Here is a 23,173-nt window from a genome sequence, read left to right as displayed (position 1 = left end):
CGCCAACGGCTCTCGCCGGACGTCGTGATGCAGCAGACTCATCTTCACGGCCTTCGTGCTGAATGTGTGTGTTCCTTGGTCGGAGCACATATTCAGCCGAAGGCCGCATTCGTGTACGGCAGTTACCGAACCGAGTGATCAAGTTCGACGGACCATTCGACGCCGGACGTTAAAGATCAAGTTAGGGCAGCTCGGAGTCGTCCTCCCCCGCCTCCAGCAGGCCCGCGGCCGCGCCGATGATCCGGGGGTCGGGGGCGCCGACGACCTCCTCGTCCTTGTCGGAGTAGTCGAAGCGGGCCAGCACACTGCGCATGGCCTCGACGCGGGCCCGCTTCTTGTCGTTGCTCTTCACCACCGTCCAGGGCGCGTGCTCGGTGTCCGTCTCGCGGAACATGGCGACCTTGGCGGCGGTGTAGTCCTCCCAGCGGTCCAGCGACGCCAGGTCCATGGGGCTGAGCTTCCACTGCCGTACGGGGTCGACCTGGCGGATGGTGAACCGGGTGCGCTGCTCGCCCTGGGACACCGAGAACCAGAACTTGACCAGGTCGACCCCGTCGTCCACCAGCATCCGTTCGAAGGCCGGGGCCTGCCGCATGAAACGCCGGTACTCGTCGTCCGTGCAGAAGCCCATCACGCGCTCCACGCCGGCCCGGTTGTACCAGGACCGGTCGAACATCACGATCTCCCCGGCGGTCGGCAGATGCTCGACGTACCGCTGGAAGTACCACTGCCCGCGCTCACGTTCGGTCGGCTTCTCCAGTGCCACCACCCGGGCGCCGCGCGGGTTGAGGTGCTCGGTGAAGCGCTTGATCGTGCCGCCTTTGCCGGCCGCGTCCCGCCCCTCGAAGACGACGACGAGACGGCGGCCGGTCTCCTTGATCCAGCTCTGGAGCTTCAGCAGTTCGATCTGCTGGAGCCGCTTGTGCCACTCGTACTCCGGGCGCTCCATGCGCTGCTCGTACGGGTAGTTCTCCCGCCAGGTGTCCACGGGGCTGCCGTCCGGCCGGATCAGTACGGGGTCGTCCTGGTCGGTGTAGTCGACGCGCAGCCCTGACAGCAGTTCGGTGTCCATACACACGCATGGAAGCGAGCGCTTTCGTACGCGCGGCGAACCCCAGGCAAAGATCACGTAATGCACGGCGTCAGGGGTAGGTGATGTCGGACACGCGGTAGCGGCAGTGCGTGCCGTCCGGCCCGCTGCCGGTCGCGCTCGGCTCGTCCCCGCTGTCGTCGCCCACGAAGCGGGCGCAGACGTCGATGCCCCGGCCGCTGTCGCCGGTGATCGTCACGCCCGAAAGCGTCGCGGTGTCGCCGTAGTTGGCGTTGACGCCGGCGATGGCCGTGCCCGGCCCGATCACCCGGAGGTCGCTGATGACGACGTAGCCCCTTTGCCGTCAGTCGCCGCGGAACCCTCCGAGGTTGCCGAACCCGGCCCGACCGTTTCCCCGACGGGGTCGGCGCGGCACCGGGGTCACCGTGCCGCGGCCTCGACGAGCCGGGCGAGGTTGGCCAGCGCCATGCGCGTGCCCGTCTCGTTGTCCGCGGCGGGCACGACGTCGGGGATCCCCTCGTGCACGACCAGCACGTCCGTGCCGCCGTCGGACTCGGTGAGCGTCGTGGTCATCGTCATCGTGCCGCGCAGGGCGGGATCGTCGGTCTCGAACTCGACCTCCTCCACGACCTGCTCGTCCGGCACGAGCTTCACGAAGTGACCGTGGTAGGTGTCGGTGTGCGCGTCCGACTTCCCGGTGCCGGTCGGCACGTCGTAGGTGAGCGAGACCCGGAACGCCCCGCCCTCCCGTCCCTCGAACTCGTGCACCCGCCCGGTCATGCCGTCCGGCACCCGCCACTTCCCGACGGCGTCCGCGTCCAGCAGGGCCCGGTAGACGGCCGCGCGTGAGGCGTTCACATGCCGGGAGACCCGCGTCGCGTACATGGCCCCACGATAGGGGCCGGGGCGCGGCACGGCCGCCGGCTCAGCGCACGAGGCAGGGCCGCTTCGGATCGAAGGTCCAGCCGTCGACCAGGTACCGCATGCCGAGGGCGTCGTCCCGGCCCGACAGCGCCTTGTCCCGGTACAGCTCGTGCGCGGCGAGGATTCGGTCCATGTCCGGGCGGACTCCCAGTCCGGGGGCCTGCGGTACGGCGACCTCGCCGCCCATGATCCTGGGCGGTTCGACGGTGAGCCGCTCCCGGCCCTCCTGCCAGATCCAGTGCGTGTCCAGGGCGTTGTACTCACCGGGGGCGGCCGCTCCGCAGTGGGCCATCATCGCCAGGGAGATGTCGAAGTGGTTGTTGGAGTGGCAGCCCCAGGTCAGCCCCATCGCGTGGCACAGCTGGGCTACGCGCACCGAGCCCCGCATGGTCCAGAAGTGCGGGTCGGCGAGCGGGATGGACACCGACTGCAGGGCCAGGGCGTGGGTCAGCTGGCGCCAGTCGGTGGCGATCATGTTGGTCGCCGTGGGCAGCCCGGTGGCCCGGCGGAACTCCGCGAGGATCTCCCGGCCCGAGTAGCCCCCTTCCGCCCCGCAGGGGTCCTCGGCGTAGGCGAGCGTGCCGACGAGGGGGCGGCACAGCTCCACGGCCTCGCGCAGGGACCAGGCGCCGTTGGGGTCGAGGGTGACGCGCGCCTCGGGGAAGCGGTCCTTGAGCGCCCGCACGGCCTCGACCTCCTCCGCGCCCGGCAGGACTCCGCCCTTGAGCTTGAAGTCGCGGAAGCCGTAGTGGTCGTAGGCGGCCTCGGCCTGTCGGACGATCGCCTCGGGGGTCAGTGCCTCCTCGTGCCGGATGCGGTACCACTCGACGGCGGGGTCGGGGTCGCGGACGTAGTCCAGGTCGGTGCGGTCCGGGTCGCCGACGTAGAACAGGTAGCCGAGCACCCGTACGGCGTCGCGCTGTTGGCCGTCGCCGAGCAGGGCGGCGACCGGGACTTCGAGGTGCTGACCGAGCAGGTCGAGGAGCGCGGACTCGACGGCGGTGATCGCGTGCACCGTCGTGCGCTGGTCGAAGGTCTGGGCGCCGCGACCGCCCGGGTCGCGGTCGGCGAAGGTCGCCTCGATCGTGCGCAGGACTCGGTTGTGGTCGCCGACGCGGGCGCCGACGACGAGGTGTTCGGCGTCGCGCAGGGTCTGGGTGATCTTCTCCCCGCCGGGCACCTCGCCCAGGCCGGTGCGGCCCTCGGAGTCCTCCAGGACGACGACGTTGCGGGTGAAGTACGGGGCGTGGGCTCCGGAGAGGTTGAGGAGCATCGAGTCGCGGCCGGCGACCGGATAGACGGAGAAGCGGGTGACGACGGGCTGGCTCATGTCTGGCGGGTGCCGTTTCTCGTGGAGGGGGCGGGTGGTCGAGCGGGGTCAGACGCCGAGGGCGTCCAGTACCTGTTCCAGGACGAGTACACCGCCCAGGCCCAGGATCGCGAGGACCGTCGTGTAGGTCGTACGGGCCTTGATGGCGTCCAGGACCGAGAGGTTGAAGTACTCCTTGAACATCCAGAAGCCCGGGTCGTTGACGTGGGAGAAGGCGATCGAGCCGCAGGAGACGGCGAGCACCATCACCTCGGGGTGGACGCCGCTGCCCGCGAGCAGGGGCAGCGCCACGCCGGAGGCGGTGACGACGGCGACGGTCGCGGATCCCAGGGCGACGCGGAGGATGACGGCGATCAGCCAGGCCAGGACGATCGGGGAGATCGACCAGCCGTCGGTGACGTCCTTGATGTAGTCGGATATGCCGCCCTCGACGAGGACGTTCTTGAAGGCACCGCCCGCGCCGATGACGAGCAGGATCATCGCCATCGCCTGGGCGGCCTCCTTGCACGAGGCGCCGACCTCGGCCAGGCTGCGGCCGACGCGCGGGCCGAACGCCCAGATCGCCACGAGCAGGGTGAGCAGCAGGGCGATCGGCGCGGAGCCGATGAAGGCGATGAAGTGCAGGGGGCCGTTGTCGCCGGAAGCGGCCAGATCCGTCACCGCGGCGCCGGCGATCAGCACCACGGGCAGCAGGGCGACGGACAGCGACCAGCCGAGGCCCGGCATCTCCTCGTCCTCGAAGACCCGTTCGCTCACCAGGCCCTTGGGGATGGCGGGGTTCATCGCCCGGACGAAGGGGAGGCGCGGCCACAGCAGGGCGATGAACGCGCCTACGGGGACGGCGATGAACAGGCCGTAGAACAGGGTGAGTCCGACGGACGCGTGGAAGGTGGCGGCCACCGCGGTGGGGCCGGGGTGCGGCGGCAGGAAGCTGTGCATGGTGGACAGGGCGATCGACATGGGCAGCCCCACCCACAGCAGGTTCGCCCGGGTGACCCGGACGAGGGTGAAGGCGATCGGCACGATGATGACGAAGGCCACCTCGTAGAACATCGTCACGCCGATGAGCATGGCCGTGAGCACCATGGCCACCTGCACCCAGCGCGGCCCGCACACATCGAGGAGGCGGCCGGCTATCCGCTGGGCGGCGCCGGAGTCCCCCATCACCCGGCCGACCATGGCGCCGAGCCCGATGGTGAGCATGGTGTCGCCGATCTGGTCGCCGATGCCCTCGGCGAGTACGTCCGGGATCTTCTCCAGCCCGATCCCCTGAACCAGGCCGACGCCCACCGCCACCAGGAGCAGGGCGGCGAAGCCGTTCAGCCGGAGCTTGGTCATCAGGACGAGCAGGACCAGAACACTGATCCCGACCACCACGAGCGGCATATGTCAGTTCTCCTTTGAACGCCGGCCGCTATGTTCACCCCGCTGAACGGAGTCCTCAGATGAAGACGTCATCTACATATGAGGACGGAGATTATGTTCATGGATGGTCAAGGTCAATGGGTGTGCGCGGCTCGTTCGACGGCCGCGGTGCGTCGTCCCCGGTCGCGGGTACCCGTGTCCGTGTAGCACCCTGCTGGAGAGACGACTCGGAAGCGGATCAGGTGGTGCCGATGGTCGGTGACACGGACGACGACATCCAGACCCGGCGGCGTGGCGGAAGCGGCCACCGGGCGGTGCCGCACACGGCCGACGTGCGGATCGAGGCGTGGGGCGTGAGCCGGGAACGCTGCCTGGTGGAGGCCGCGCTGGGCATGGTCGAGTGCTTCGCCGACGTCACGGCGGTGCGGCCCACCTCGATGGAGCGGATACGGCTCGCCGAGCACAGCGACGAGGACCTGCTGACCGCCCTCCTCGACGAGGTCGTCTTCCGCCTCGACGTGGACGGCCGGGTGCCGGTGGACCTGGAGGCCGACACCACGGACGGCGACCTCGACGTCCGGCTCGCGCTCGCCGAGCTGGGGGACGTGGAGGTCACCGGCGCCACACCGAAGGGCGTCTCCTGGCACGGGCTGCACATCGGGCCGGATCCGTACGGGTGGTCGTGCGCGGTGACGGTGGACGTGTGAGAAGGGGTGAGGTGAAGGGGTCGAGCCGGAGGGACCAGGCGAGACCCCTCAGCCCTTGACCACCCCCAACGGCACCAGCCGGGCCACCGTCCGGCACAGTCCCGCGCCCTCGCTCGCGGCCACCACCTCGCTCACGTCCTTGTACGCCTCGGGCATCTCCTCGGACAGACCGCGCAGCGAACGCGGGCGTACCGCGATGCCCGCCGCCTCCAGCCGGGCCCGTACCTCCCGGCCGCCCACCGCACGGGCGGCCCGGTGGCGGCTGAGGAGGCGGCCCGCGCCGTGGCAGGTGGAGAAGAACGCGCCCCCGCCCGCCACCCCGACCAGGACGTACGAGGCGGTGCCCATCGTCCCGGGGATCAGCACCGGCTGGCCGACCTCGCGCAGATCGTCGGGCAGCTCAGGATGGCCGGGCGGGAAGGCGCGGGTCGCGCCCTTGCGGTGGACGCACAGAGTGCGGCGGGCGCCGGCCACCGGGTGGGGCTCGATCTTGGCGAGGTTGTGGGAGACGTCGTACACCAGGGACAGCCGGGTTCCCGCGGCACGGCGGAAGACGCCGCGGGCCGCGTCGGAGAGCAACTGGCGGTTGGCGCGGCCGTAGTTGGCGGCGGCCGCCATCGCGCCGAGATACCGCTGTCCCTCGGGTGAGTCGACCGGCGTGCAGGCCAGTTGGCGGTCGGGGACCTTGATGCCGTAGCGGGCCATCGCACGGTCCATCAGCCGGACGTGATCGGTGCAGATCTGGTGGCCGAGCCCGCGGGAGCCGCAGTGGATCATCACGCACACCTGGCCGACGGTGAGCCCGAACGCGGCGGCGGCTCTCTCGTCGTACACCTCGTCGACGCGCTGCACCTCCAGGAAGTGGTTGGCCGACCCGAGGCTCCCGACCTGCCCGAGCCCACGCTCCCTCGCCCGGGCGCTCACCTGGTCCACGTCGGCGTCGGCGACCGCCCCGCCGTCCTCGCAGCGGATCAGGTCGCGCTCCTCGCCGTGGCCCTCCGCGACCGCGTACCGGGAGCCGCCCCGCAGGATCCGCTCCAGCTGCGCGGTGCCGGTCAGGTGCCACACCCCGCCAGGGCCGGCGCCGCGCGGGATCGCCCGGTCCAGGCCGTCCATCACGGCGGACAGCGCCGGCTCCAGCCCCTCGCGGTCGGTGTCGGCGGTGAGCAGCCGTACGCCGCAGGAGATGTCGAACCCGACCCCGCCGGGCGAGACGACCCCGCCGCCGGCCACGTCGGTCGCGGCGACCCCGCCGATGGGGAAGCCGTAGCCCCAGTGGATGTCGGGCATGGCGTACGAGGCGCCGACGATGCCCGGCAGCGTGGCCACGTTGACCACCTGCTCCAGCGACTTCTCGGCGTCCCGCAGGAGCCCCCGCGACGCGAACACCACGCCCGGCACCCGCATCGGCCCGTGCGGATCGATACGGAAGCGGTGGGGGGCTTCCTCGACCAGTTCCATGACGGCCTCCCGCACCTCGGCCGGGCACGGGTCCGGCGCCCGGCGTCGCAGATGCGGGGTACCCGCGCGGGGCGGGCCGTATCGCGGCAGCCATCCCCCCGCACAGCCCGTGACACCCCGTACCGTTGAGACATGAGCGGCGGCACGGTCACGCTGTTCGTCTGCGGTGACGTGATGCTCGGACGCGGCGTCGACCAGATCCTGGCCCGGCCCGGCGACCCGGTGCTGCGGGAGGGGTACGTCACGGACGCCCGCTCCTACGTGAGCATGGCGGAGTCGGTGAACGGTCCGATCCCGGCCCCCGTCGACCCGTCCTGGCCGTGGGGTGAGGCGCTGGCGGTGCTGGAGGCGCGTGCCCCGGACGTCCGGATCGTCAATCTGGAGACGTCCATCACGCGCAGTGCGGCGTTCGAGCCCGGCAAGGCGGTCCACTACCGCATGCATCCGGCCAATCTGCCCGCCCTCGGGGTGGCCCGGCCCGATGTCTGCGTCCTGGCCAACAACCATGTCCGGGACTTCGGCCGCGCCGGTTTGGAGGAGACGCTCGACGTCCTGCACGGCGCGGGTCTGCGGACGGCGGGCGCGGGGCACGGCGCCGCGGAGGCGTACGCCCCCGTGGCACTCCCGCTTCCCCACGGCGGTCGGGTGCTGGTCTTCGCCCTCGGCGCCCGTACCAGCGGCGTCCCCGCGGGCTGGGCGGCGACGGCGGACCTCTCCGGTGTCGCCTACGTGCCCGAACTGACGGCCGCCACGGCCGCCGCCGCGGTCCGGCGCATACGGCGGGTGAAGCGGTCCGGCGACCTCGTGGTCGTGTCCGTGCACTGGGGATCCAACTGGGGCTACCTCGTCCCCCGGGACCAACGCCGCTTCGCGCACGCCCTGGTGGACGGCGGCGCCGACGTCGTCCACGGCCACTCCTCGCACCATCCCCGCCCCGTCGAGGTCCACCGCGGCCGGCTGGTCCTGCACGGCTGCGGCGACTTCATCGACGACTACGAGGGCATTCCCGGCTACGAGCAGTACCGCGACGACCTCCGCATCGCCTACTTCGTGACACTGGCGGCCGACACCGGCGAGCTCACCGACCTGCGCATGGTGCCCCTCATCGCCCGCCGCATGCGCCTGGAGAGCGCCCCGCCCGAGGACCGCGCCTGGCTGCACACGACCCTCGACCGCATCAGCCACGGCGCCCACCTCACCCTGGGCACGGACGGGGCGCTCGCCCTGCGCGGGCCCGCCGCGGCGACCCCTTGAACCACCGGCCGCCCGGCTCCCTCAGCGTGACTCTCCCCCACCGCTCAACGCCGCCAGCACATCGGCGTCGGTCAGCTGGCCGAAGTCCTCGTACCACTCCCCGACCGAGCTGAACAGCCGCGGCTGGTGCAGACAGACGAAATCGTCGACCAGCCGCCGCAGTTCCTCGGCCGTCTCCGGTGCGCACACCGGCACGGCCAGGACCAGACGCCCGGGGTCCTGGCCGCGTACGGCACGCAGGGCGACGCGTGCGGTCGAGCCGGTGGCGACGCCGTCGTCGACGACGACGGCCGTACGGTCGCGCAGGCGTGGCGGCGGCCGCCCCTGTCGGTAGCGCTCCTCGCGGCGCCGCAGCTCCTTGCGCTCCCGCTCCACCACCGCCGCCAGGTCGGCCTCGCTCAACCCCAGCCGGAACAACGTCTGTTCGTCGAACAGCGGAGGGGCGTCGCCCGCGAGCGCACCCACCCCGAACTCCTCGTGGAACGGGGCCCCGATCTTGCGCACGACGAGCACGTCCAGCGGGGCCCGCAACGTCGCGGCGATCTCCCGGGCCACCGCCACGCCGCCCCGGGGCAGCGCGAGGACCACGGGATGCGGAAGGGTGCCCTTGTCCCGCCGGATGCGCAGCTGCTCCGCCAGCTCCCGCCCGGCCTCCTCACGGTCACGGAACCGCATGGGCTTCCCCTTCCGTCGATCGCCGCGTACCCCACCCACCGGTACCGGACACACCACGGGACTCGTCTGCCCGACACGTCGCAGGGGTCTGGCCTTCTCGGCCGGGCCTGGCCTAGGGTGCCCGATGGCAAGCGCTTTCTAGCCTGCCCATGCCAATGATGGCCCGCACGCCACGCTCAGGTAGTCCCGTCGCCCCACCCCCGTCGGTCATGCACTCCCGTCATGCGCGGAAAGGAAGCGTCACGTGCCGCACCAGGACACCCCCCGCCCCCGCCCCCTCCCGTCCCAGCCGTGGAGCCGCAAGTCCTTCCTGCGCGGCATGGCCGCCGTCGGAGCCGCCCCGCTGCTGCCCGCCGTCCTGCCCGCACGCGCGCGGGCCGCGTCGGACCGGCCCGACTTCCCGCTGGCCCGGGGCGGCACCGCCGTCGAGCTGTACGTCGACGCGGCGGACGACGCCGCCGTGATCCGCGCGGCCGGTGACCTCCAGGCGGACGTCGAACGGGTCAGCGGGGTCCGGCCGGTGCTGCGGCACACACTGCCGGAGACGGCGGCGGGCCTGGTCCTCGTGGGCACGCTGGGCGCCAGCCCGGTCGTCGACCGGCTGGTCGCCCAGGGGCGCCTGGACGTCTCGCGTGTCGAGGGGCGCTGGGAGGCGTCCGTGACGCAGGTCGTGGAGCGGCCGCTGCCCGGGGTCGAGCGGGCTCTGGTGATCGCGGGCAGCGACCGGCGCGGCACGGTCTACGGCATCTACGACACCTCGGAGCGCATCGGCGTCTCCCCCTGGTACTGGTGGGCCGACGTCCCCGTGCCCCGACGGGACACCGTGACGGTGCCCGCGGGCCCGCTCAAGCGGTACGAGCCGTCGGTGCGTTACCGGGGCGTCTTCATCAACGACGAGCAGAACCTGACCACCTGGTCGCACCGTACCCAGGAGCCGGACAAGAACATCGGCCCCGAGACCTACAAGCGCGTCTTCGAGCTGCTGCTCCGCCTCAAGGCCAACTACCTCTGGCCGGCCATGCATCCGTACTCCGACTTCTTCAACAAGCACCGCGAGAACCCCGAACTGGCCGAGCGCTACGGCATCGTCGTCGGCTCCAGCCACCCCGAAGCCCTGCTGCGCAACGGCGTGCACGAGTGGGAGCCGTGGGCCAAGGAGCACCCCGGCCCCGACGGCACCCTGCCCGTGTACGACTACACCGTGAACCCGGCCGTCATCTCCGACTACTGGAGGGCCCGGGCGAAGCAGAACGCGTCGTACGAGAGCAGCTGGACGATCGGGATGCGCGGGCTGCACGACAGCGCGCTGGAGACGAAGTACGCCACCACCGTCCCGGAGAAGGTCGTGGTGATGAACGACATCATCGCCGACCAGCGCCGGATCCTGGCCGAGGAGGTCGGTACGGCCGCCGAGCCGCAGATCTTCATCCCGTACAAGGAGGTCCTGGAGCTGTACAACGCGGGCGTCCGGGTCCCCGACGACGTCACGCTGATCTGGCCGGACGACAACCACGGCAACATGCGCCAGCTGCCGAACGACGCCGAGCGGGGCCGGGCCGGCGGCAACGGCATCTACTACCACCTGTCCTACTGGGGCCGCCCGAAGAGCTATCTGTGGCTGGACACCACACAACTCGCCAAGGTCTGGCAGGAGTTGCGGCGGGTGTACGAGCACGGTGCCGACCGGATGTGGATCTTCAACGTCGGCGACGTCAAGTCGATCGAGACCGGTCTGTCCTTCTCCCTCGACATGGCCTGGGACGTGGACCGGTGGGACGCCGACGACGTGGGCGACTTCCTGGCCGAGTGGTCGGGGCGGCAGTTCGGCCGGCGGTACGGCCGGGAGATCGCCGCCATCCGCACCGAGTACTACCGGCTCGCGGCGGAGCGGCGCCCGGAGTTCATCGACCCCGGGGTGTTCTCCGTGATCCACCACGGCGACGAGGCGGGCCGCCGGATGGACGCGTACGAGCGGCTCCTGGCGCGGGCGCGCGCGGTGGGCGCCAAGGTGCCCGAGCAGTACCGGGACGCCTTCTTCGAACTGGTCGAATACCCGGTGCACGGCGCGTACCTGATGAACCTGAAGTACTACTGGGCCGACCGTAACGCGCTCGCGGTCCGGCAGGGACGCGGGGCCGGGACCAACCGCTTCGCCGACCTGGCCGAGGCGGCCCACGCCGAGGAGGCGGCGCTCACCAAGCGGTACAACACCGAGGTGGCGGGCGGGAAATGGGACGGGATCGTCAACCCGTACCCCTCCCAGATCCCGAAGGCCCCGGGCCGCCCGGCCGTCACCCGGATCGCCCGGCAGGAGACCTCGGGACTGGGCGTGGCGGCCGAGGGGAACGCCACCGGGACGGACCGCCCGCTTTCCTTCTCCTCCTACACCCGGGACAGACGCTTCCTCGACGTCTTCAACACCGGCTTCCTGCCGCTCGACTGGACGGCCGAGGCGAGCCGCCCATGGGTGCTGCTGAGCTCGGCGGAAGGCTCGCTCACCGACCAGACGCGGCTGTGGGTGGAGATCGACTGGGCACGGCTGCCCGAGGGGACGTACGACGACGCCACGGTCGCCGTCAGCGGGGCCGGTCAGCGGATCGAGGTGCCGTTGCGGGTGGTCCACGAGGGTGCGCGGGCGCGGCGCCGGGCACGCGGGTTCGTGCCGGCCCACGGGTACGTCTCGATCGACGCCGTGCACACCGAGCGCCGGGTGGCCCGCGGCGGGGCGCACTGGCGTGAGGTGCGCGGACTGGGCCGCCGTACGGGAGCCCTGGAGGCGGTGCCGTCGACGGCCGCACCGGTCACCGCCGACTTCGCCCGCCTGGCGCCGGAGCTGAGGTACCGGGTGCGCTTCGACAGCGCCGGCACCTTCCCGGTCACCGTCTTCCGGTTGCCGTCCCTCGACGAGCGCGGCCACCGCCGGCTGGCGGTCGCACTCGACGAACAGCCGGCCACGGTCCTCGCGGGCCAGGCCGTCGCCACCGGCAACCGGGGCGACGCCTGGGCCCGCAACGTCGAGGACGGCGTCGAGAAGCTGACCGCCCGGGTGACGGTGGACGAGCCGGGTGAGCATGTTCTGCGGATCTTCATGGTCGACCCGGGCATCGCCGTGGACCAGATCGTCATCGACACCGGCGGGCTGCCCGTCAGCTATCTGGCGCCGCCGGAGAGCTACCACGCGGAGTTCAACCCCGACCCGGAGCGGGCGGCGGGTCCGCGGCCGTACTGAGCCCCGGCGTGACGGGTCCCCGGCCCTGCTGGACGGTCCAGCGCCGCCGACGCCCGAGCTGCGGACCGGGCGGACACCGGAGGACTGGCTCGTGAGGTCGGTGGCGCCCGGATGGTTCACCCGTTCGGCGTATCCGGCGGTTCCGGGGCGGTCCAGTCGTACGGTCCGCCGCCGCGCCACTCGATCAGCTCGGGGTCGTCGACGGCCCGGTCCTCGCCGGGCAGGCCCGCGCGGTGCACCAGGTCCAGCACGTCGAACAGGCTGTACGCGGTGCCGGTCGGCTCGCCGCCGATCGTCACCTGACGCCCGCCGTCCGACGCCGGCGGGAGCACCACCACGGGGGGACGCGTGCTCATGACACCACCATGCGCTCTGCGCGGCCGGTACGCAGCCCGGCGTACCGGCCGGATCGGCCCGACCGGCCAAGGAGCGCGCTCAGCGTCGGTACAGCCCGACTAGGGTTCCGCTGGCCAGTTGCCGTTCGTCCAGCACGCGGTGGGCCTCTACCGCCGTGGGCGCTTCCGGGATGGAGACGGGGCCCGCAAGGGCGTACAGCCGGAAGTAGTACCGGTGCGCGTCGTCGCCGACCGGCGGGAGCGGGCCGCCCCACCCCGACTCCCCGTAGCCGTTGGTGTGCGGGTGGCTGCCCGGGGTCGTCCGCCCGGCCGGGAGCCCCTCCGCGTGCGGATCGATGCCGGTGACCAGCCAGTGCACGAAGGTGCCCGACGGCGCGTCCGGGTCCTCGCACAGCAGGGCCAGCTCCGCCGCCCCGTCCGGCACTCCGGACCAGGCCAGCGGCGGGGAGAGGTTCTCGCCCTCCAGGGCGTGGCGACGCGGGATCATCTCATGATCGTGGAACGCGGAGCTCCTGAGTTCGATGTCGCTCATGGGCGCCGCAGTACCCACCCGGGGGCGGGCCACACGCGGTGCCGGACACGGGGTGCGGGAGCCGGGCCGGTGGCGGCCGAGCCCCGTTTCGCCCCGCGCCCGCCGGGAACTCGGCGCCTGCGTCGATCTTCACGGAAGGGACGCGGGAGGGAGGAGCGCCATGGCATTCCGCGACCGCACCCACGCCGGACAAGAACTCGCCCCGCGGCTGGTCGAGTGGGCCGACTCCGTTGACGTGACCGATCTGCTGGTGCTGGCCCTGCCGCCCGGTGGCGTGCCCGTCGCCGCGGAGGCGGCCCGCGCCCTGCACGCCCCGCTGGACGTGCTGCTGGCCCGTGAGATCAGCACTCCGATCCGGCCTGAGACGCCGATCGGAGCGATCGTCGCCGACGATCCGCCGCTGTACGACCGGCAGAGCCTCGCCATGATGCACCTGTCCGAGGACCGGCTCGGCGACGTCGTCGCCCGCGAACGCAACGAGCTGCACCGCCACGAGTACGTCTACCGCGGCCGCCGCCCCCTGCCGTCCCTCCACGGCCGCACGATCGTGGTCGTCGACGACGGCCTGACCACGGGCCTGACCGCCACCGCGGCCCTGCGCTTCCTGCGCCGCCACGGCCCGGCGCGACTGGTCCTGGCCGTACCCGTCGGCAGCCCGCGCACGACGGCCGCGATCCGCCCCGAGTGCGACGACCTCCTGTGCCTGGCACAGCCGCCGTCCCTCCACACGGTCGGTGAGTGGTACGAGGACTTCGGCCGGCTCTCCGAGACGCGGGCCGCCGAGACACTGCACGCGTTCTACGCCACGGCGTGACCGGCCCGGGGAACCGGCCTTTCGCGTAGTCACTCCGGAGCGCGTCGTCACTCCGGATCGATCAGCGCGAGACCGAGGTCGGGGCGGTGGATCTTCGCCAGGACCGCGGGGCTGTCCCGCACGATCACCTCCAGCGTCGGCCACACCCGCCCCTCCAGCAGATGCCCTCCGCGCGTCGTCCCGTCCGACAGTCCCAGCACGGCGTGCAGGTGCGCGGTCGGTCCGTCCCCGCCGATGGCGATGTCCCCGAGGAGGGACAGGACCTCGCACTGCTCGTCGACGCCGATGCGGCGATAGTCCTTGGCCTCGCGGTCGAACCACCCCACCACAGCCCGGGAGAAGGCGCCCACGGCGGTCACCTGGGACGCGCCCAGGGCCTGTTCCCGTGCGAAGCCGGTGATCTCGGCGAGGGCGTCCTCACCGGGCGCGAGCACCAGGACGTACACCGACTCCGGGGAATCCTGCACCTGTTGCCACTTCATGCCCGCCCGGGTACCCGCACCGCCTCCGGCGACACGACCAGGGCCGTCGTCGCGGCGACGCCCGGCGCCCGTCCGTACGCCATGACATGGTGGTGCCATGGCCATAGAAGTCCGTCCCGCCTCGGTCTTCGAGGACGTCCGTGCGCTGGTCGGCCCGAAGTCACCCGGGGCGAACGTCTGTTGGTGCCTGAGCCATCGGATCCCGTCCAAGCTGAACAACGAACTGCGGGGGCCGGCCCGCGGCGAGTACGTCGCCGGACTGTGCCGCGCCGATCCTCCTCCGGGAGTGATCGCCTACGACAGTGACGAGCCGGTCGGCTGGGCGGCCGTGGCACCGCGCTCGGCCACGTCCTTCGCGCGCAACCGCAAGATCCCGCACGTCGACGACCTGCCGGTGTGGTCCCTGTGGTGCATCCGCGTCCGCCCCGGCCATCGCAAGCAGGGGATCACGCACGCCCTCATCGCCGGAGCGGTCGAGTTCGCGCGGGAGAGCGGTGCACCGGTGATCGAGGCCTACCCCCTCGACAACGGTGACGCCCGGGTCGACCAGACGATGGCGTACGCCGGGCTGCGGAAGAACTTCGAACGGGCCGGCTTCGTCCACGCCGCCGACACGACCTCCGTACTGGCCGGTCATCCCCGGATCCTGATGCGGCTCGATCTGCGCTGACCTGTGCGCCCGCGCCGGGCTCAGTGCACCGAGAAGCCGCCGTCCACGAAGATCGACTGCCCGGTGACGTACGCGGAGGCGCGGCTCGCGAGGAAGACCGCCGCGCCGGCGAAGTCCTCGGCCAGGCCGTTGCGCCCGACCATCGTGCGGGCGGCGAGTGCCGCCACCTTCTCGGGGTCTGACGACAGACGGGAGTTGAGAGGCGTCATGACGAAGCCCGGCACGAGCGTGTTGCAGGTGACGCCGTACGGCGAGAATGCCTCGGCCTGTGAGCGGGCCAGCGACTCCAGTGCGCCCTTGGAGACGCCGTAGGCGCCGCTCTGGACGAACGCCCGGTGCGCCTGCTGGGAGGTGATGTGGATGATCCGTCCGAAGCCTCGCTCGGCCATGCCGGGCCCGAACCGCTGCCCCAGCAGATGGGGCGCTTCGAGGTTCACGGCCATCGTGGTGTCCCAGACGTCCTCGCCCAGCTCGCCGAGCGGCGGGCGCAGATTGATCCCGGCGCAGTTGACGAGGATGTCGGGCTCGCCGAATGCCTCGACCGCGCCCTCGGCCGCCGCCCGCACGCCGTCGCGCGTGCCGAGGTCGGCGCTGACCCAGGCCGCCCGGCAGCCCCGCGCCTGAAGGTCGCCGGCCGTCGCGGCCAGCTCCGCCTCCCCGCGGGCCACGACCACGACGCCCGCACCCGCGCGGGCGAGCGCCTCGGCGATGGCGCGACCGATGCCGGAACTGCCACCGGTCACCACGGCGACCCGGCCTTCCAGCGAGAACAGTTCGGAGAGGTATGCCTGCGAGACCATGCCGGCAGCCTAGGCGGCACGCCCCCGGCGAGAGCGCTCGGGTCGCGTCGCCTCGGACCGGTACGGGCGCTCACTGCCCGCCCGTCCTGTCCGCCGCCCTTCGTGTGAGCCCGTCACGCGCGGGCACTCGGAGCCCGCGGTGGGTCCGTCCGGGCCGCCGCCCGTTCTGGAGGTGGAGACCATGGGCCATGGTGGGAACGTCATCGACGAGCTGGTGACCGATCACCGCGAGGTGGAGGAGATGTTCGGCCGGATCGAGGCGCTTCCGCACGGCGACAAGGATCGCAAGCTGGTCGCCGACCAGGTCACGATGGAGCTGGTGCGGCACTCGGTCGCCGAGGAGATGTACCTGTACCCGGCCGTGCGGGAGCATGTGGCGGGCGGGGACGCCATCGCCGACAGGGAGATCGACGATCATTCCAAGGCCGAGCGCATCATGAAGGACCTGGAGGGGTGCGACGCCGGCGATCCCGAGTTCGACCGGCTCATCGGGATGCTGATGACGGAGGTCCGCTCGCACATCGCCGACGAGGAGCAGAACCTCTTCCCGAATCTGCGCGCGGGCTGTCCCCCGGAGGCGCTCGACACCCTGGGCGACAAGGTGCGTCAGGCCAAGAAGCTGGCTCCGACCCGCCCCCACCCGTACGCCCCGGACAAGCCACCGGCCAACAAGCTGCTGGCACCGGGCGCCGGCCTGGTCGACCGCCTGCGCGACGCGCTGACGGGACGCGGCAAGAAGGACTGACCGGCGTACGTCCTTCGGGGGCCGGGGCTTGGTGCCCGGCCGGCGCTGGGGCTGAGTGCGAGGGCCGGGTGCCAGGAGTGAGCGCTTGGGCTGGGTGCCGCCGCTCCGGTGATGCCTGCCCGGCTCCGGGGCCCCGGTCGGTGAGTGCGGCCCCGGAGCCTCAGGCGATGAGTGCCCGGCCCGGGTCCAGGCGCTCGTGGAGGGTGGGGCGGTGCAGGGCGGCCACCGGGGCGAGCAGGTCCGGGTGGCGCAGGAGGGCCGCTGCCTGGCGGTCCCGGGTGTCGGGGGACACCAGCCGGCGGAACTCGACCGGCAGGCCGGTGCCGTGGCCGCCCTCGGCGATCGCCCCGACCGCCAGCCGGGCCAGTTCGTCGTCGGTGAGCAGACAGGCGGCCCAGCTCGCCACGACCTCGTCCACCCAGGTGCGCCAGGCGGAGTCGTCCGTCTCGTCGGACGCGGTCGTGTCCGCGCCGGTGACCCAGTCCAGTGCGACCGAGCCGCCGGGGCCGGCCATACCGACCAGGGCCGCGTCGGTCGGTGTCGGGTAGCGCAGCCACGCGGCGACCGTGACGGCCTGCCGGGCCTGCACCTCGCCCAGGGCAGCGGCGAGCGCGCCGCCGCATGCGGGGTAGGAGCGGGTCAGCCACTGGGTGGTCGCCGCGATGAGCGGGGAGAGGTCTGCGAGCACTGCCGGGCCGTCCGAGGTACTGGCGGGAAACGGGAATCAAGGTGAATCCCTCAAACGGTAGCCCGCCGCCCCGGGCGGCCGACATGCCTGCGGCCTCGTGAACGGCGTGGCCTCGCCCACACCTCACCCCGGACGGCACCGAAGCAGCGCGGTCAGCTACCCAGGTGGTAGATGTGGAACGCCCGGCCGATCACCGGCTGGGCGACGTTGCGGACCTTCACGCCCCCACTGGTCATGCCGTGCTCCGTGCCGAGGTGCGCGTGACCGTGCACCGCGAGGTCGGCTCCCGCCGTGTCGATCGCCTCGGCCAGCAGATAGCTGCCGAGGAAGGGGTAGATCTCGGGAGGTTCGCCGGCCAGGGTGTCCGGCACCGGGGAGAAGTGGGTGAGGGCGACGCGTACGTCGCAGTCCTGCTCCTGAAGTTCCGCCAGCGCCGCCCGCAGGGTGTCGGCCCGGTGCCGCGAGTACCGGACGAACTCCCTCATGATCGGCTCCCCGAACTCGCCGGCGCACCGGCCCACGAACCCGCCGCCGAAGCCCTTCGTACCGGCCACGCCGATGCGCGCCCGGCCGTTGTCCACCACGGTGGCCTGTCCTTCCAGGACCCGCGCGCCCGCGTCCTGGAGCACGGCGGTGACCTCCTCCGCGCAGTCGGAGTGATGGTCGTGGTTGCCCAGGACCGCGACCACGGGGACCGCGAGGTCCTTGATCTCCCGCGCGACGACCTGGGCCTCCTCGAGGGTGCCGTGACGGGTGAGGTCCCCGGCGAGCAGCAGGACGTCGGCGCTCTCGTGCAGCGTCTCGAACGAGGGACGGAGCACGCCCTGGCTCTCGGGGCCCATGTGGATGTCCCCGACGGCCGCGATCCGGATCATTCGACCTCCTCGGCGTGGTCGGGCGCGGCGTTGTCCGCGACCACGATGTCGCAGTGGACCGGGTGTCCCGGCAGCTGGGCGCGAGCGGTGCGCAGGACGTCGTCGCGGCACTGGGCGGACGGGACGGTGCCGGTCAGCAGGACGGCCTCGCCGCGCATCTCGATGCGCACCCCCAGCTCGCCGAGGGGCCCGGCGGCCAGGTGGTCGGTGAGATGGGCCACGAGGTAGTCCAGGTTCGGCGCGCCGCCCACGCCCGGGGCGGGCCGGGGGCCGGGGCCGCTCATCGGTACTCCTCCCGTGCGGCGATCACGCGCAGGCGCTCCAGGAGGAAGAAGAACGCGGCGGGCATCGGCTCGTCCCCGCAGGAGCCGCGTACGTCCTCCCAGTCGACCTTCTCACGCAGGGCGCGGGCCGCGGCGAGGGCCGGCCCGAAGTCGCAGTAGTGCTCCGAGAACGCCTGGATCAGCCCTCGCACCAGATCGGTCGGCGCGAGCACCGGCATGAGCACCGAGTCGACCGGGATCTCCTGCGCCCGGGCCAGGAGGTCCGTCGTGACCGGGCGGTGGGCCATCTCGAAGAGGAGGTCGACCTCCTGGCCGAGGCATGTCGTCTTCATCAGCCAGTCCTCCGGCGGCGTACGGACCGTGAGGCCCGCTTCGGTCAGGGTGTCCGCCACCGCCTCGGCGTCGGAGCGGCGCACGCAGAAGTCGGCGTCGTGCTGGAGGTGACCGCTCCCGCCGTGGGCGTACACGGCCACGCTTCCGGCCAGCGCGAACGTGTGCCCCTGGCGTTTCAGCAGCGCGCCGACCTGCTTGGCGGCCTCAAGGATCGCCTGACTGCGGTCCCGGGGCAGTTCCTGGCTGTTCAGCGGGCGCGGTTCCCGCGAGGCGGGCCCGACCGGGCGCAGCTCGGGGAACCCGGGTCGCCCGGCGGGCGTCGCGCTCTCCCGGTTCTGGGTCATCACGACTCCGTTCGCCGCACGGAGATCCGGTGCGAGCCCGGGGCGGGCTCGGCAGAGGCACCGAGTACCCAGCGCTCCGGTTTCGATACGGCGGGCTCACGCCGCGGTGTAGCCGAGCTGGCGCCTCATGTAGGGGGTCATGAGCGTCTTGGCCTTGGCCAGGGTGGTGGTGCGGCCGCCGAGGACCGCCGTCTCGCCGCCCGGTACCGGCAGCATCGTCACGCCGTCGGCCGGGCCGAAGGGAACGATGAGCGGGGTGCGGTGGATCGGCCGGTAGAAGCGGGGCTCCTTGCGGTGCTTGCCGGCGCTGTTCAGGTAGGCGCGGATGTTGTGGACGGCCAGGTCGGCCTGGGCGAGCGCGGCCGGGGTGATCTTGACCTCGGTGGCGTCGTTGACGTCGCCGACCGCGAACACGTCCAGCCATCCCTGGACCCGCAGGGCCTGGTCGACCTTCACGTGTCCGGTCGGGTTCAGCCAGTCCCCGTGCCCGGCCAGCCGAAGCCAGAGCGTGTTGGGCGTGGTGCCGGTCGCCCAGAAGGAGCGGTCGGCCTCGATGAGGTTGCCGTGGGCGTCGCGAAAGGTGCCGAAGTCGTTGCCGGGGGACATGAAGGCGTCCAGCCACACGTCCACGCCGTGCGACTCCAGCCAGATCCGCGCTTTGCGCCCGGCCCGCGCGCTGCCCGTGGCGTGCAGCAGTTCGGGCCCGGAGTGGGCGAGGGTGACCTTGGCTTCCGGCCGGGCGAGGCGGATCTCGGCGCTGAGCTCGACGCCGGAGGGGCCGCCGCCGACGACGAGGACGTGCTCGGCGGCGGCGATCTGCTGCTGGTGCGCGGCGAAGGACTTCGCCGCCTCCTCGACGGTGGTGCCGGCGAAGCGGGCCGGTTCCGGGTAGTCGGCACCGGTGGCGATCACCAGGACGTCGTAGGGGAGCCGTTCTCCCGTCGCGAGCGTCACCTGCCGCTCGGTGGTGTCGATGCGGACGGCCTTGCCGACGGCCACCCGCCCGTTGGTCAGCAGCCGGTCGTAGGGGATGAACGGGCTGTGCGACCACTCCGGACGTACGCCGGCGCGCAGGGCGGCGATGCGGTGGAAGAAGACCTCCTTGCGGTCCACCAGCGTGACCCGTGCCGTCGCGTCCAGCCGCTTCGCCAGACGAACGCCGGCGTAGCCGCCGCCGATCACCACTACGTCGCCGTCAAACACGCCGAGTCTCCTGTGCTGGTGGGGGGAAGGAGGAGCGAGTGGCGCGACGGGTGGGCCGCCGTTGGCCACTCCCCTGTCGGCGAGCCTATCGATTGAAACTTAAAGAATTGACGGGACTCGGTGTGCGTTCTGTGAAGGGTGCGCCGTCCGGGGCACCGCCATGCAGACGAAAACGTCCAGGCCGACCCGTGCGGGCCGGCCTGGACGTCTGGCTGGGTACGGATCAGACGAGGTCGAACCGGTCCAGGTCCATGACCTTGGCCCACGCCGCGACGAAGTCGTTCACGAACTTCGCCTTGGCGTCGTCGGACGCGTAGACCTCCGCGAGGGCGCGCAGCTCGGAGTTCGAGCCGAAGACCAGGTCGGCACGGGTGCCGGTCCACTTGACCTCGCCCGAGGCGTCACGGCCCTCGAACGTGGTCTGGTCCGCGGACGTCGACTTCCACGTCGTGCCCAGGTCGAGCAGGTTGACGAAGAAGTCGTTGGTCAGCTTGCCCGGGGTCTCGGTGAGGACACCGTGCGACGAGCCGCCCTGGTTGGCGCCGAGGACGCGCAGACCGCCGACGAGGACGGTCAGCTCGGGGGCGCTCAGGGTGAGCAGGTTGGCGCGGTCGAGCAGCAGGTACTCGGCCGGCAGCCGGTTGCCCTTGCCGAGGTAGTTGCGGAAGCCGTCCGAGGTCGGCTCCAGCGCGGCGAAGGACTCCGGGTCGGTGTGCTCCTCGGTCGCGTCCACACGGCCCGGCGTGAAGGGAACCGCCACGTCGAAGCCGGCGTCCTTGGCGGCCTTCTCGACCGCGGCGGCACCGCCGAGGACGATCAGGTCGGCCAGGGAGACCTTCTTGGCACCGGAGTTGAACTCGGCCTGGACGCCCTCCAGGACACGCAGGACCTGGGCGAGCTCGTCGGGGTTGTTGACCTCCCAGCCGCGCTGCGGCTCCAGGCGGATACGGGCGCCGTTGGCGCCGCCGCGCTTGTCGCTGCCGCGGAACGTCGAGGCCGACGCCCAGGCGGTGGAGACCAGCTGCGAGACCGTGAGGCCCGAGTCGAGGAGCTTGGCCTTGAGGGCCGTCGCGTCGGCGGCGTCGATGGCCGCGCCCTCGGCCTGCGGCAGCGGGTCCTGCCACAGCAGCGTCTCCGCCGGGACCTCCGCGCCGAGGTACAGGGACTTCGGGCCCAGGTCACGGTGCGTCAGCTTGTACCAGGCGCGGGCGAAGGCGTCCGCGAACTCGGCCGGGTTCTCGTGGAAGCGCTTGGAGATCGGCCCGTAGATCGGGTCGAAGCGCAGCGAGAGGTCGGTGGTGAGCATCGTGGGCAGCTTCTTGGAGTCGCTGTGGGCGTCGGGGATGATCGCCTCGGCGTCCTTGGCCACCCACTGGTTGGCACCGGCGGGGCTCTGGGTGAGCTCCCACTCGTAGCCGAAGAGGATGTCGAAGAAGTCGTTGCTCCACTGGGTGGGCTTGGTGGTCCAGGTGACCTCGAGCCCGGAGGTGATGGCGTCGCCGGCCTTGCCGGAGCCGTAGGTGGACTTCCAGCCCAGGCCCTGCTCCTCCATGGTGGCGGCCTCGGGGTCGTTGCCGACCGCGTCGGCCGGGCCGGCGCCGTGGGTCTTGCCGAAGGTGTGACCACCGGCGATGAGGGCGACGGTCTCCTCGTCGTTCATCGCCATGCGGCGGAAGGTCTCGCGGATGTCGCGGGCCGCGGCGATCGGGTCCGGGTTGCCGTTCGGGCCCTCCGGGTTGACGTAGATCAGGCCCATCTGGACGGCGCCGAGCGGGTTCTCCAGCTCACGGTCGCCGGTGTAGCGCTGGTCGTCGAGCCAGGTGGTCTCGGGACCCCAGTACACGTCCTCGTCGGCCTCCCAGACGTCGGCGCGGCCGCCGCCGAAGCCGAAGGTCTCGAAGCCCATCGACTCCAGCGCGACGTTGCCCGTGAGGATCATGAGGTCGGCCCAGGAGATGGCCTGGCCGTACTTCTTCTTGACCGGCCACAGCAGTCGGCGGGCCTTGTCGAGGTTGCCGTTGTCCGGCCAGCTGTTCAGCGGCGCGAAGCGCTGCTGACCGCGGCCGCCACCGCCGCGGCCGTCGCTGATGCGGTAGGTGCCGGCGCTGTGCCAGGCCATCCGGACCATCAGCGGGCCGTAGTTGCCGAAGTCGGCGGGCCACCAGTCCTGCGAGGTGGTCAGCACCTCGGCGATGTCCCGTTTGACGGCTGCCAGGTCGAGACCCTGGAACGCCTCGGCGTAGTCGAAGTCCGCACCGAGCGGGTTGGCGACCACGGGGTCCTTGGCGAGGATCTTCAGGTTGAGGCGCTCCGGCCACCACTGACGGTTGCCACCGCCCTGCGTGGGGTGCGCGGCGCGACCGTGCGCGACGGGGCAGCCACCGGTGCCCTCCGTCTTCGCGTCGGTGACGATCGCATCGGGGTTCTCAGCCATGGGAAACCTTCCGAACTAGGTGGATCACAGTGCTCGGGGGGCACTGTTGGCGGTGGAACAGTCGGGGCACAGGCCCCAGTAGATGACCTCGGCCTCGTCGATGGAGAAGCCGTGGTCGTCGGACGCGGTCAGACAGGGCGCCTCGCCGACCTCGCAGTCGACGTCGGCTACCACCCCGCACGAGCGGCACACGACGTGGTGGTGGTTGTCGCCGACCCGTCCCTCGAACCGGGCCGGACTGCCGGCCGGCTCGATGCGACGTATGAGTCCCGCAGCGGTGAGTGCGTGGAGGCCCTCGTACACGGCTTGCAGGGAGACATGACCCACGCGATCACGGACCCCGGAGGCGATGGCCTCGACACCGAGGTGGTCACCGGCCCGGACAGCGTCCAGCAGCGCGACACGCGCGGCCGTCACCCGCAGGCCGGCACCGCGGAGCTCCTCGGCGGGGGTCGGAGTCTGGGATGCGGTCATGGGAGACAACCTACCTCGCTAAACACGAATGATTCAAGAAAACGAATGATGAAACTTTGGTGTCCGGCGCACATGGCACCCTCGGCACCTCCCAAAGCGCGAAAAATCATCTTTTCTGACATTGAGTCATTCCTTTTTGTCAA

At 71.8% G+C, this 23,173-nt stretch carries 24 protein-coding genes; 6 read left to right on the top strand and 18 right to left on the bottom strand.

Annotated elements, in window-relative coordinates:
- Positions 1–181: 181 nt before the first annotated feature.
- The 5 genes from ppk2 to ACFU95_RS44460 all read right to left on the bottom strand — a co-directional run bounded on the left by ppk2 (position 182) and on the right by ACFU95_RS44460 (position 4,691).
- On the bottom strand, positions 182–1,072 hold the full coding sequence (gene ppk2 / locus ACFU95_RS44480; protein WP_383841336.1) for a polyphosphate kinase 2: 891 nt from the start codon (positions 1,070–1,072) through the stop codon (positions 182–184).
- 70 nt (positions 1,073–1,142) lie between these two features.
- Entirely contained in the window at positions 1,143–1,358 is a 216-nt protein-coding gene (locus ACFU95_RS44475) for a hypothetical protein (protein ID WP_383841333.1), read from the bottom strand.
- A 113-nt stretch (positions 1,359–1,471) separates the two neighbouring features.
- Complete coding sequence (locus tag ACFU95_RS44470; RefSeq protein ID WP_383841330.1) at positions 1,472–1,936, bottom strand: SRPBCC domain-containing protein; 465 nt, start codon at positions 1,934–1,936, stop codon at positions 1,472–1,474.
- Between the two features lie 40 nt (positions 1,937–1,976).
- Positions 1,977–3,305, bottom strand: a complete 1,329-nt coding sequence (locus tag ACFU95_RS44465) for an enolase C-terminal domain-like protein (protein WP_383841328.1) — start codon at positions 3,303–3,305, stop codon at positions 1,977–1,979.
- Positions 3,306–3,353: 48 nt separating this feature from the next.
- Positions 3,354–4,691 carry a gluconate:H+ symporter gene (locus ACFU95_RS44460; RefSeq protein ID WP_383841325.1) on the bottom strand — a complete coding sequence of 446 codons (1,338 nt, stop codon included), beginning with the start codon at positions 4,689–4,691 and terminating at the stop codon, positions 3,354–3,356.
- A gap of 230 nt (positions 4,692–4,921) precedes the next feature.
- Here ACFU95_RS44460 and ACFU95_RS44455 point away from each other — a divergent pair, with 230 nt between their 5' ends.
- Positions 4,922–5,377 (top strand): archease, encoded by a 456-nt coding sequence (locus ACFU95_RS44455; protein ID WP_383841322.1) that lies wholly within the window; start codon positions 4,922–4,924, stop codon positions 5,375–5,377.
- 48 nt (positions 5,378–5,425) lie between these two features.
- Here the strand turns inward: ACFU95_RS44455 and ACFU95_RS44450 are convergent, their stop codons facing one another.
- Entirely contained in the window at positions 5,426–6,838 is a 1,413-nt protein-coding gene (locus ACFU95_RS44450) for an RtcB family protein (protein ID WP_383841319.1), read from the bottom strand.
- A gap of 132 nt (positions 6,839–6,970) precedes the next feature.
- On the opposite strand from ACFU95_RS44450, the gene ACFU95_RS44445 reads away from it, so the two are divergent.
- Complete coding sequence (locus ACFU95_RS44445; protein ID WP_383841316.1) at positions 6,971–8,092, top strand: CapA family protein; 1,122 nt, start codon at positions 6,971–6,973, stop codon at positions 8,090–8,092.
- Between the two features lie 21 nt (positions 8,093–8,113).
- Here the strand turns inward: ACFU95_RS44445 and ACFU95_RS44440 are convergent, their stop codons facing one another.
- Positions 8,114–8,767 (bottom strand): phosphoribosyltransferase, encoded by a 654-nt coding sequence (locus tag ACFU95_RS44440; RefSeq protein ID WP_383841313.1) that lies wholly within the window; start codon positions 8,765–8,767, stop codon positions 8,114–8,116.
- A 319-nt stretch (positions 8,768–9,086) separates the two neighbouring features.
- Here ACFU95_RS44440 and ACFU95_RS44435 point away from each other — a divergent pair, with 319 nt between their 5' ends.
- Positions 9,087–11,996: a glycosyl hydrolase 115 family protein gene (locus ACFU95_RS44435; RefSeq protein WP_383841341.1), complete on the top strand. Its 2,910-nt coding sequence runs from the start codon at positions 9,087–9,089 to the stop codon at positions 11,994–11,996.
- A 116-nt stretch (positions 11,997–12,112) separates the two neighbouring features.
- On the opposite strand, the gene ACFU95_RS44430 is transcribed toward ACFU95_RS44435, so the two are convergent.
- Both ACFU95_RS44430 and ACFU95_RS44425 read right to left on the bottom strand, forming a co-directional pair.
- Positions 12,113–12,352, bottom strand: a complete 240-nt coding sequence (locus ACFU95_RS44430) for a hypothetical protein (RefSeq protein ID WP_383841310.1) — start codon at positions 12,350–12,352, stop codon at positions 12,113–12,115.
- A 79-nt stretch (positions 12,353–12,431) separates the two neighbouring features.
- On the bottom strand, positions 12,432–12,884 hold the full coding sequence (locus tag ACFU95_RS44425; RefSeq protein ID WP_383841307.1) for a YbhB/YbcL family Raf kinase inhibitor-like protein: 453 nt from the start codon (positions 12,882–12,884) through the stop codon (positions 12,432–12,434).
- Between the two features lie 160 nt (positions 12,885–13,044).
- Between ACFU95_RS44425 and ACFU95_RS44420 the strand changes: the two genes are divergently transcribed.
- The gene (locus ACFU95_RS44420) at positions 13,045–13,698 is read left to right on the top strand and encodes a phosphoribosyltransferase (protein WP_383841304.1); all 654 of its coding nucleotides are present in this window, start codon (positions 13,045–13,047) and stop codon (positions 13,696–13,698) included.
- A gap of 47 nt (positions 13,699–13,745) precedes the next feature.
- Here ACFU95_RS44420 and ACFU95_RS44415 read toward each other — a convergent pair whose 3' ends face one another.
- Positions 13,746–14,180 (bottom strand): PPC domain-containing DNA-binding protein, encoded by a 435-nt coding sequence (locus ACFU95_RS44415; protein ID WP_383841301.1) that lies wholly within the window; start codon positions 14,178–14,180, stop codon positions 13,746–13,748.
- 97 nt (positions 14,181–14,277) lie between these two features.
- On the opposite strand from ACFU95_RS44415, the gene ACFU95_RS44410 reads away from it, so the two are divergent.
- A complete protein-coding gene (locus ACFU95_RS44410) occupies positions 14,278–14,850 on the top strand; it encodes a GNAT family N-acetyltransferase (protein WP_383841298.1) in 573 nt (190 codons plus the stop codon).
- Between the two features lie 20 nt (positions 14,851–14,870).
- Here the strand turns inward: ACFU95_RS44410 and ACFU95_RS44405 are convergent, their stop codons facing one another.
- Positions 14,871–15,650, bottom strand: coding sequence for an SDR family NAD(P)-dependent oxidoreductase (locus ACFU95_RS44405; protein WP_383841295.1), 780 nt, complete (start codon positions 15,648–15,650; stop codon positions 14,871–14,873).
- A 181-nt stretch (positions 15,651–15,831) separates the two neighbouring features.
- On the opposite strand from ACFU95_RS44405, the gene ACFU95_RS44400 reads away from it, so the two are divergent.
- Positions 15,832–16,395 carry a hemerythrin domain-containing protein gene (locus ACFU95_RS44400; protein WP_383841292.1) on the top strand — a complete coding sequence of 188 codons (564 nt, stop codon included), beginning with the start codon at positions 15,832–15,834 and terminating at the stop codon, positions 16,393–16,395.
- A 160-nt stretch (positions 16,396–16,555) separates the two neighbouring features.
- Here the strand turns inward: ACFU95_RS44400 and ACFU95_RS44395 are convergent, their stop codons facing one another.
- From ACFU95_RS44395 to ACFU95_RS44365, 7 genes are all read right to left on the bottom strand, one after another.
- The gene (locus ACFU95_RS44395) at positions 16,556–17,083 is read right to left on the bottom strand and encodes a hypothetical protein (protein WP_383841289.1); all 528 of its coding nucleotides are present in this window, start codon (positions 17,081–17,083) and stop codon (positions 16,556–16,558) included.
- A gap of 152 nt (positions 17,084–17,235) precedes the next feature.
- Positions 17,236–17,958, bottom strand: a complete 723-nt coding sequence (locus tag ACFU95_RS44390; RefSeq protein WP_383841286.1) for a metallophosphoesterase — start codon at positions 17,956–17,958, stop codon at positions 17,236–17,238.
- On the bottom strand, positions 17,955–18,242 hold the full coding sequence (locus ACFU95_RS44385; RefSeq protein WP_383841283.1) for a BON domain-containing protein: 288 nt from the start codon (positions 18,240–18,242) through the stop codon (positions 17,955–17,957). Before ACFU95_RS44385 ends, ACFU95_RS44390 begins: the two co-directional genes overlap by 4 nt.
- Positions 18,239–18,919, bottom strand: coding sequence for a hypothetical protein (locus tag ACFU95_RS44380; RefSeq protein WP_383841280.1), 681 nt, complete (start codon positions 18,917–18,919; stop codon positions 18,239–18,241). The genes ACFU95_RS44385 and ACFU95_RS44380 overlap by 4 nt, the downstream gene beginning before the upstream one ends.
- 96 nt (positions 18,920–19,015) lie before the next feature.
- On the bottom strand, positions 19,016–20,122 hold the full coding sequence (locus ACFU95_RS44375; protein WP_383841279.1) for an NAD(P)/FAD-dependent oxidoreductase: 1,107 nt from the start codon (positions 20,120–20,122) through the stop codon (positions 19,016–19,018).
- A gap of 223 nt (positions 20,123–20,345) precedes the next feature.
- Positions 20,346–22,556: a catalase/peroxidase HPI gene (katG, locus tag ACFU95_RS44370; RefSeq protein ID WP_383841276.1), complete on the bottom strand. Its 2,211-nt coding sequence runs from the start codon at positions 22,554–22,556 to the stop codon at positions 20,346–20,348.
- A 24-nt stretch (positions 22,557–22,580) separates the two neighbouring features.
- Entirely contained in the window at positions 22,581–23,030 is a 450-nt protein-coding gene (locus tag ACFU95_RS44365; protein ID WP_383841273.1) for a Fur family transcriptional regulator, read from the bottom strand.
- Between the last annotated feature and the right edge of the window lie 143 nt (positions 23,031–23,173).

The sequence above is a fragment of the Streptomyces sp. NPDC057623 genome, from assembly GCF_042800355.1.
Taxonomy (GTDB): Bacteria; Actinomycetota; Actinomycetes; order Streptomycetales; family Streptomycetaceae; genus Streptomyces.
Note: the sequence above shows the minus strand (reverse complement) of the source record. Positions and strands in the feature narration are given on the sequence as shown.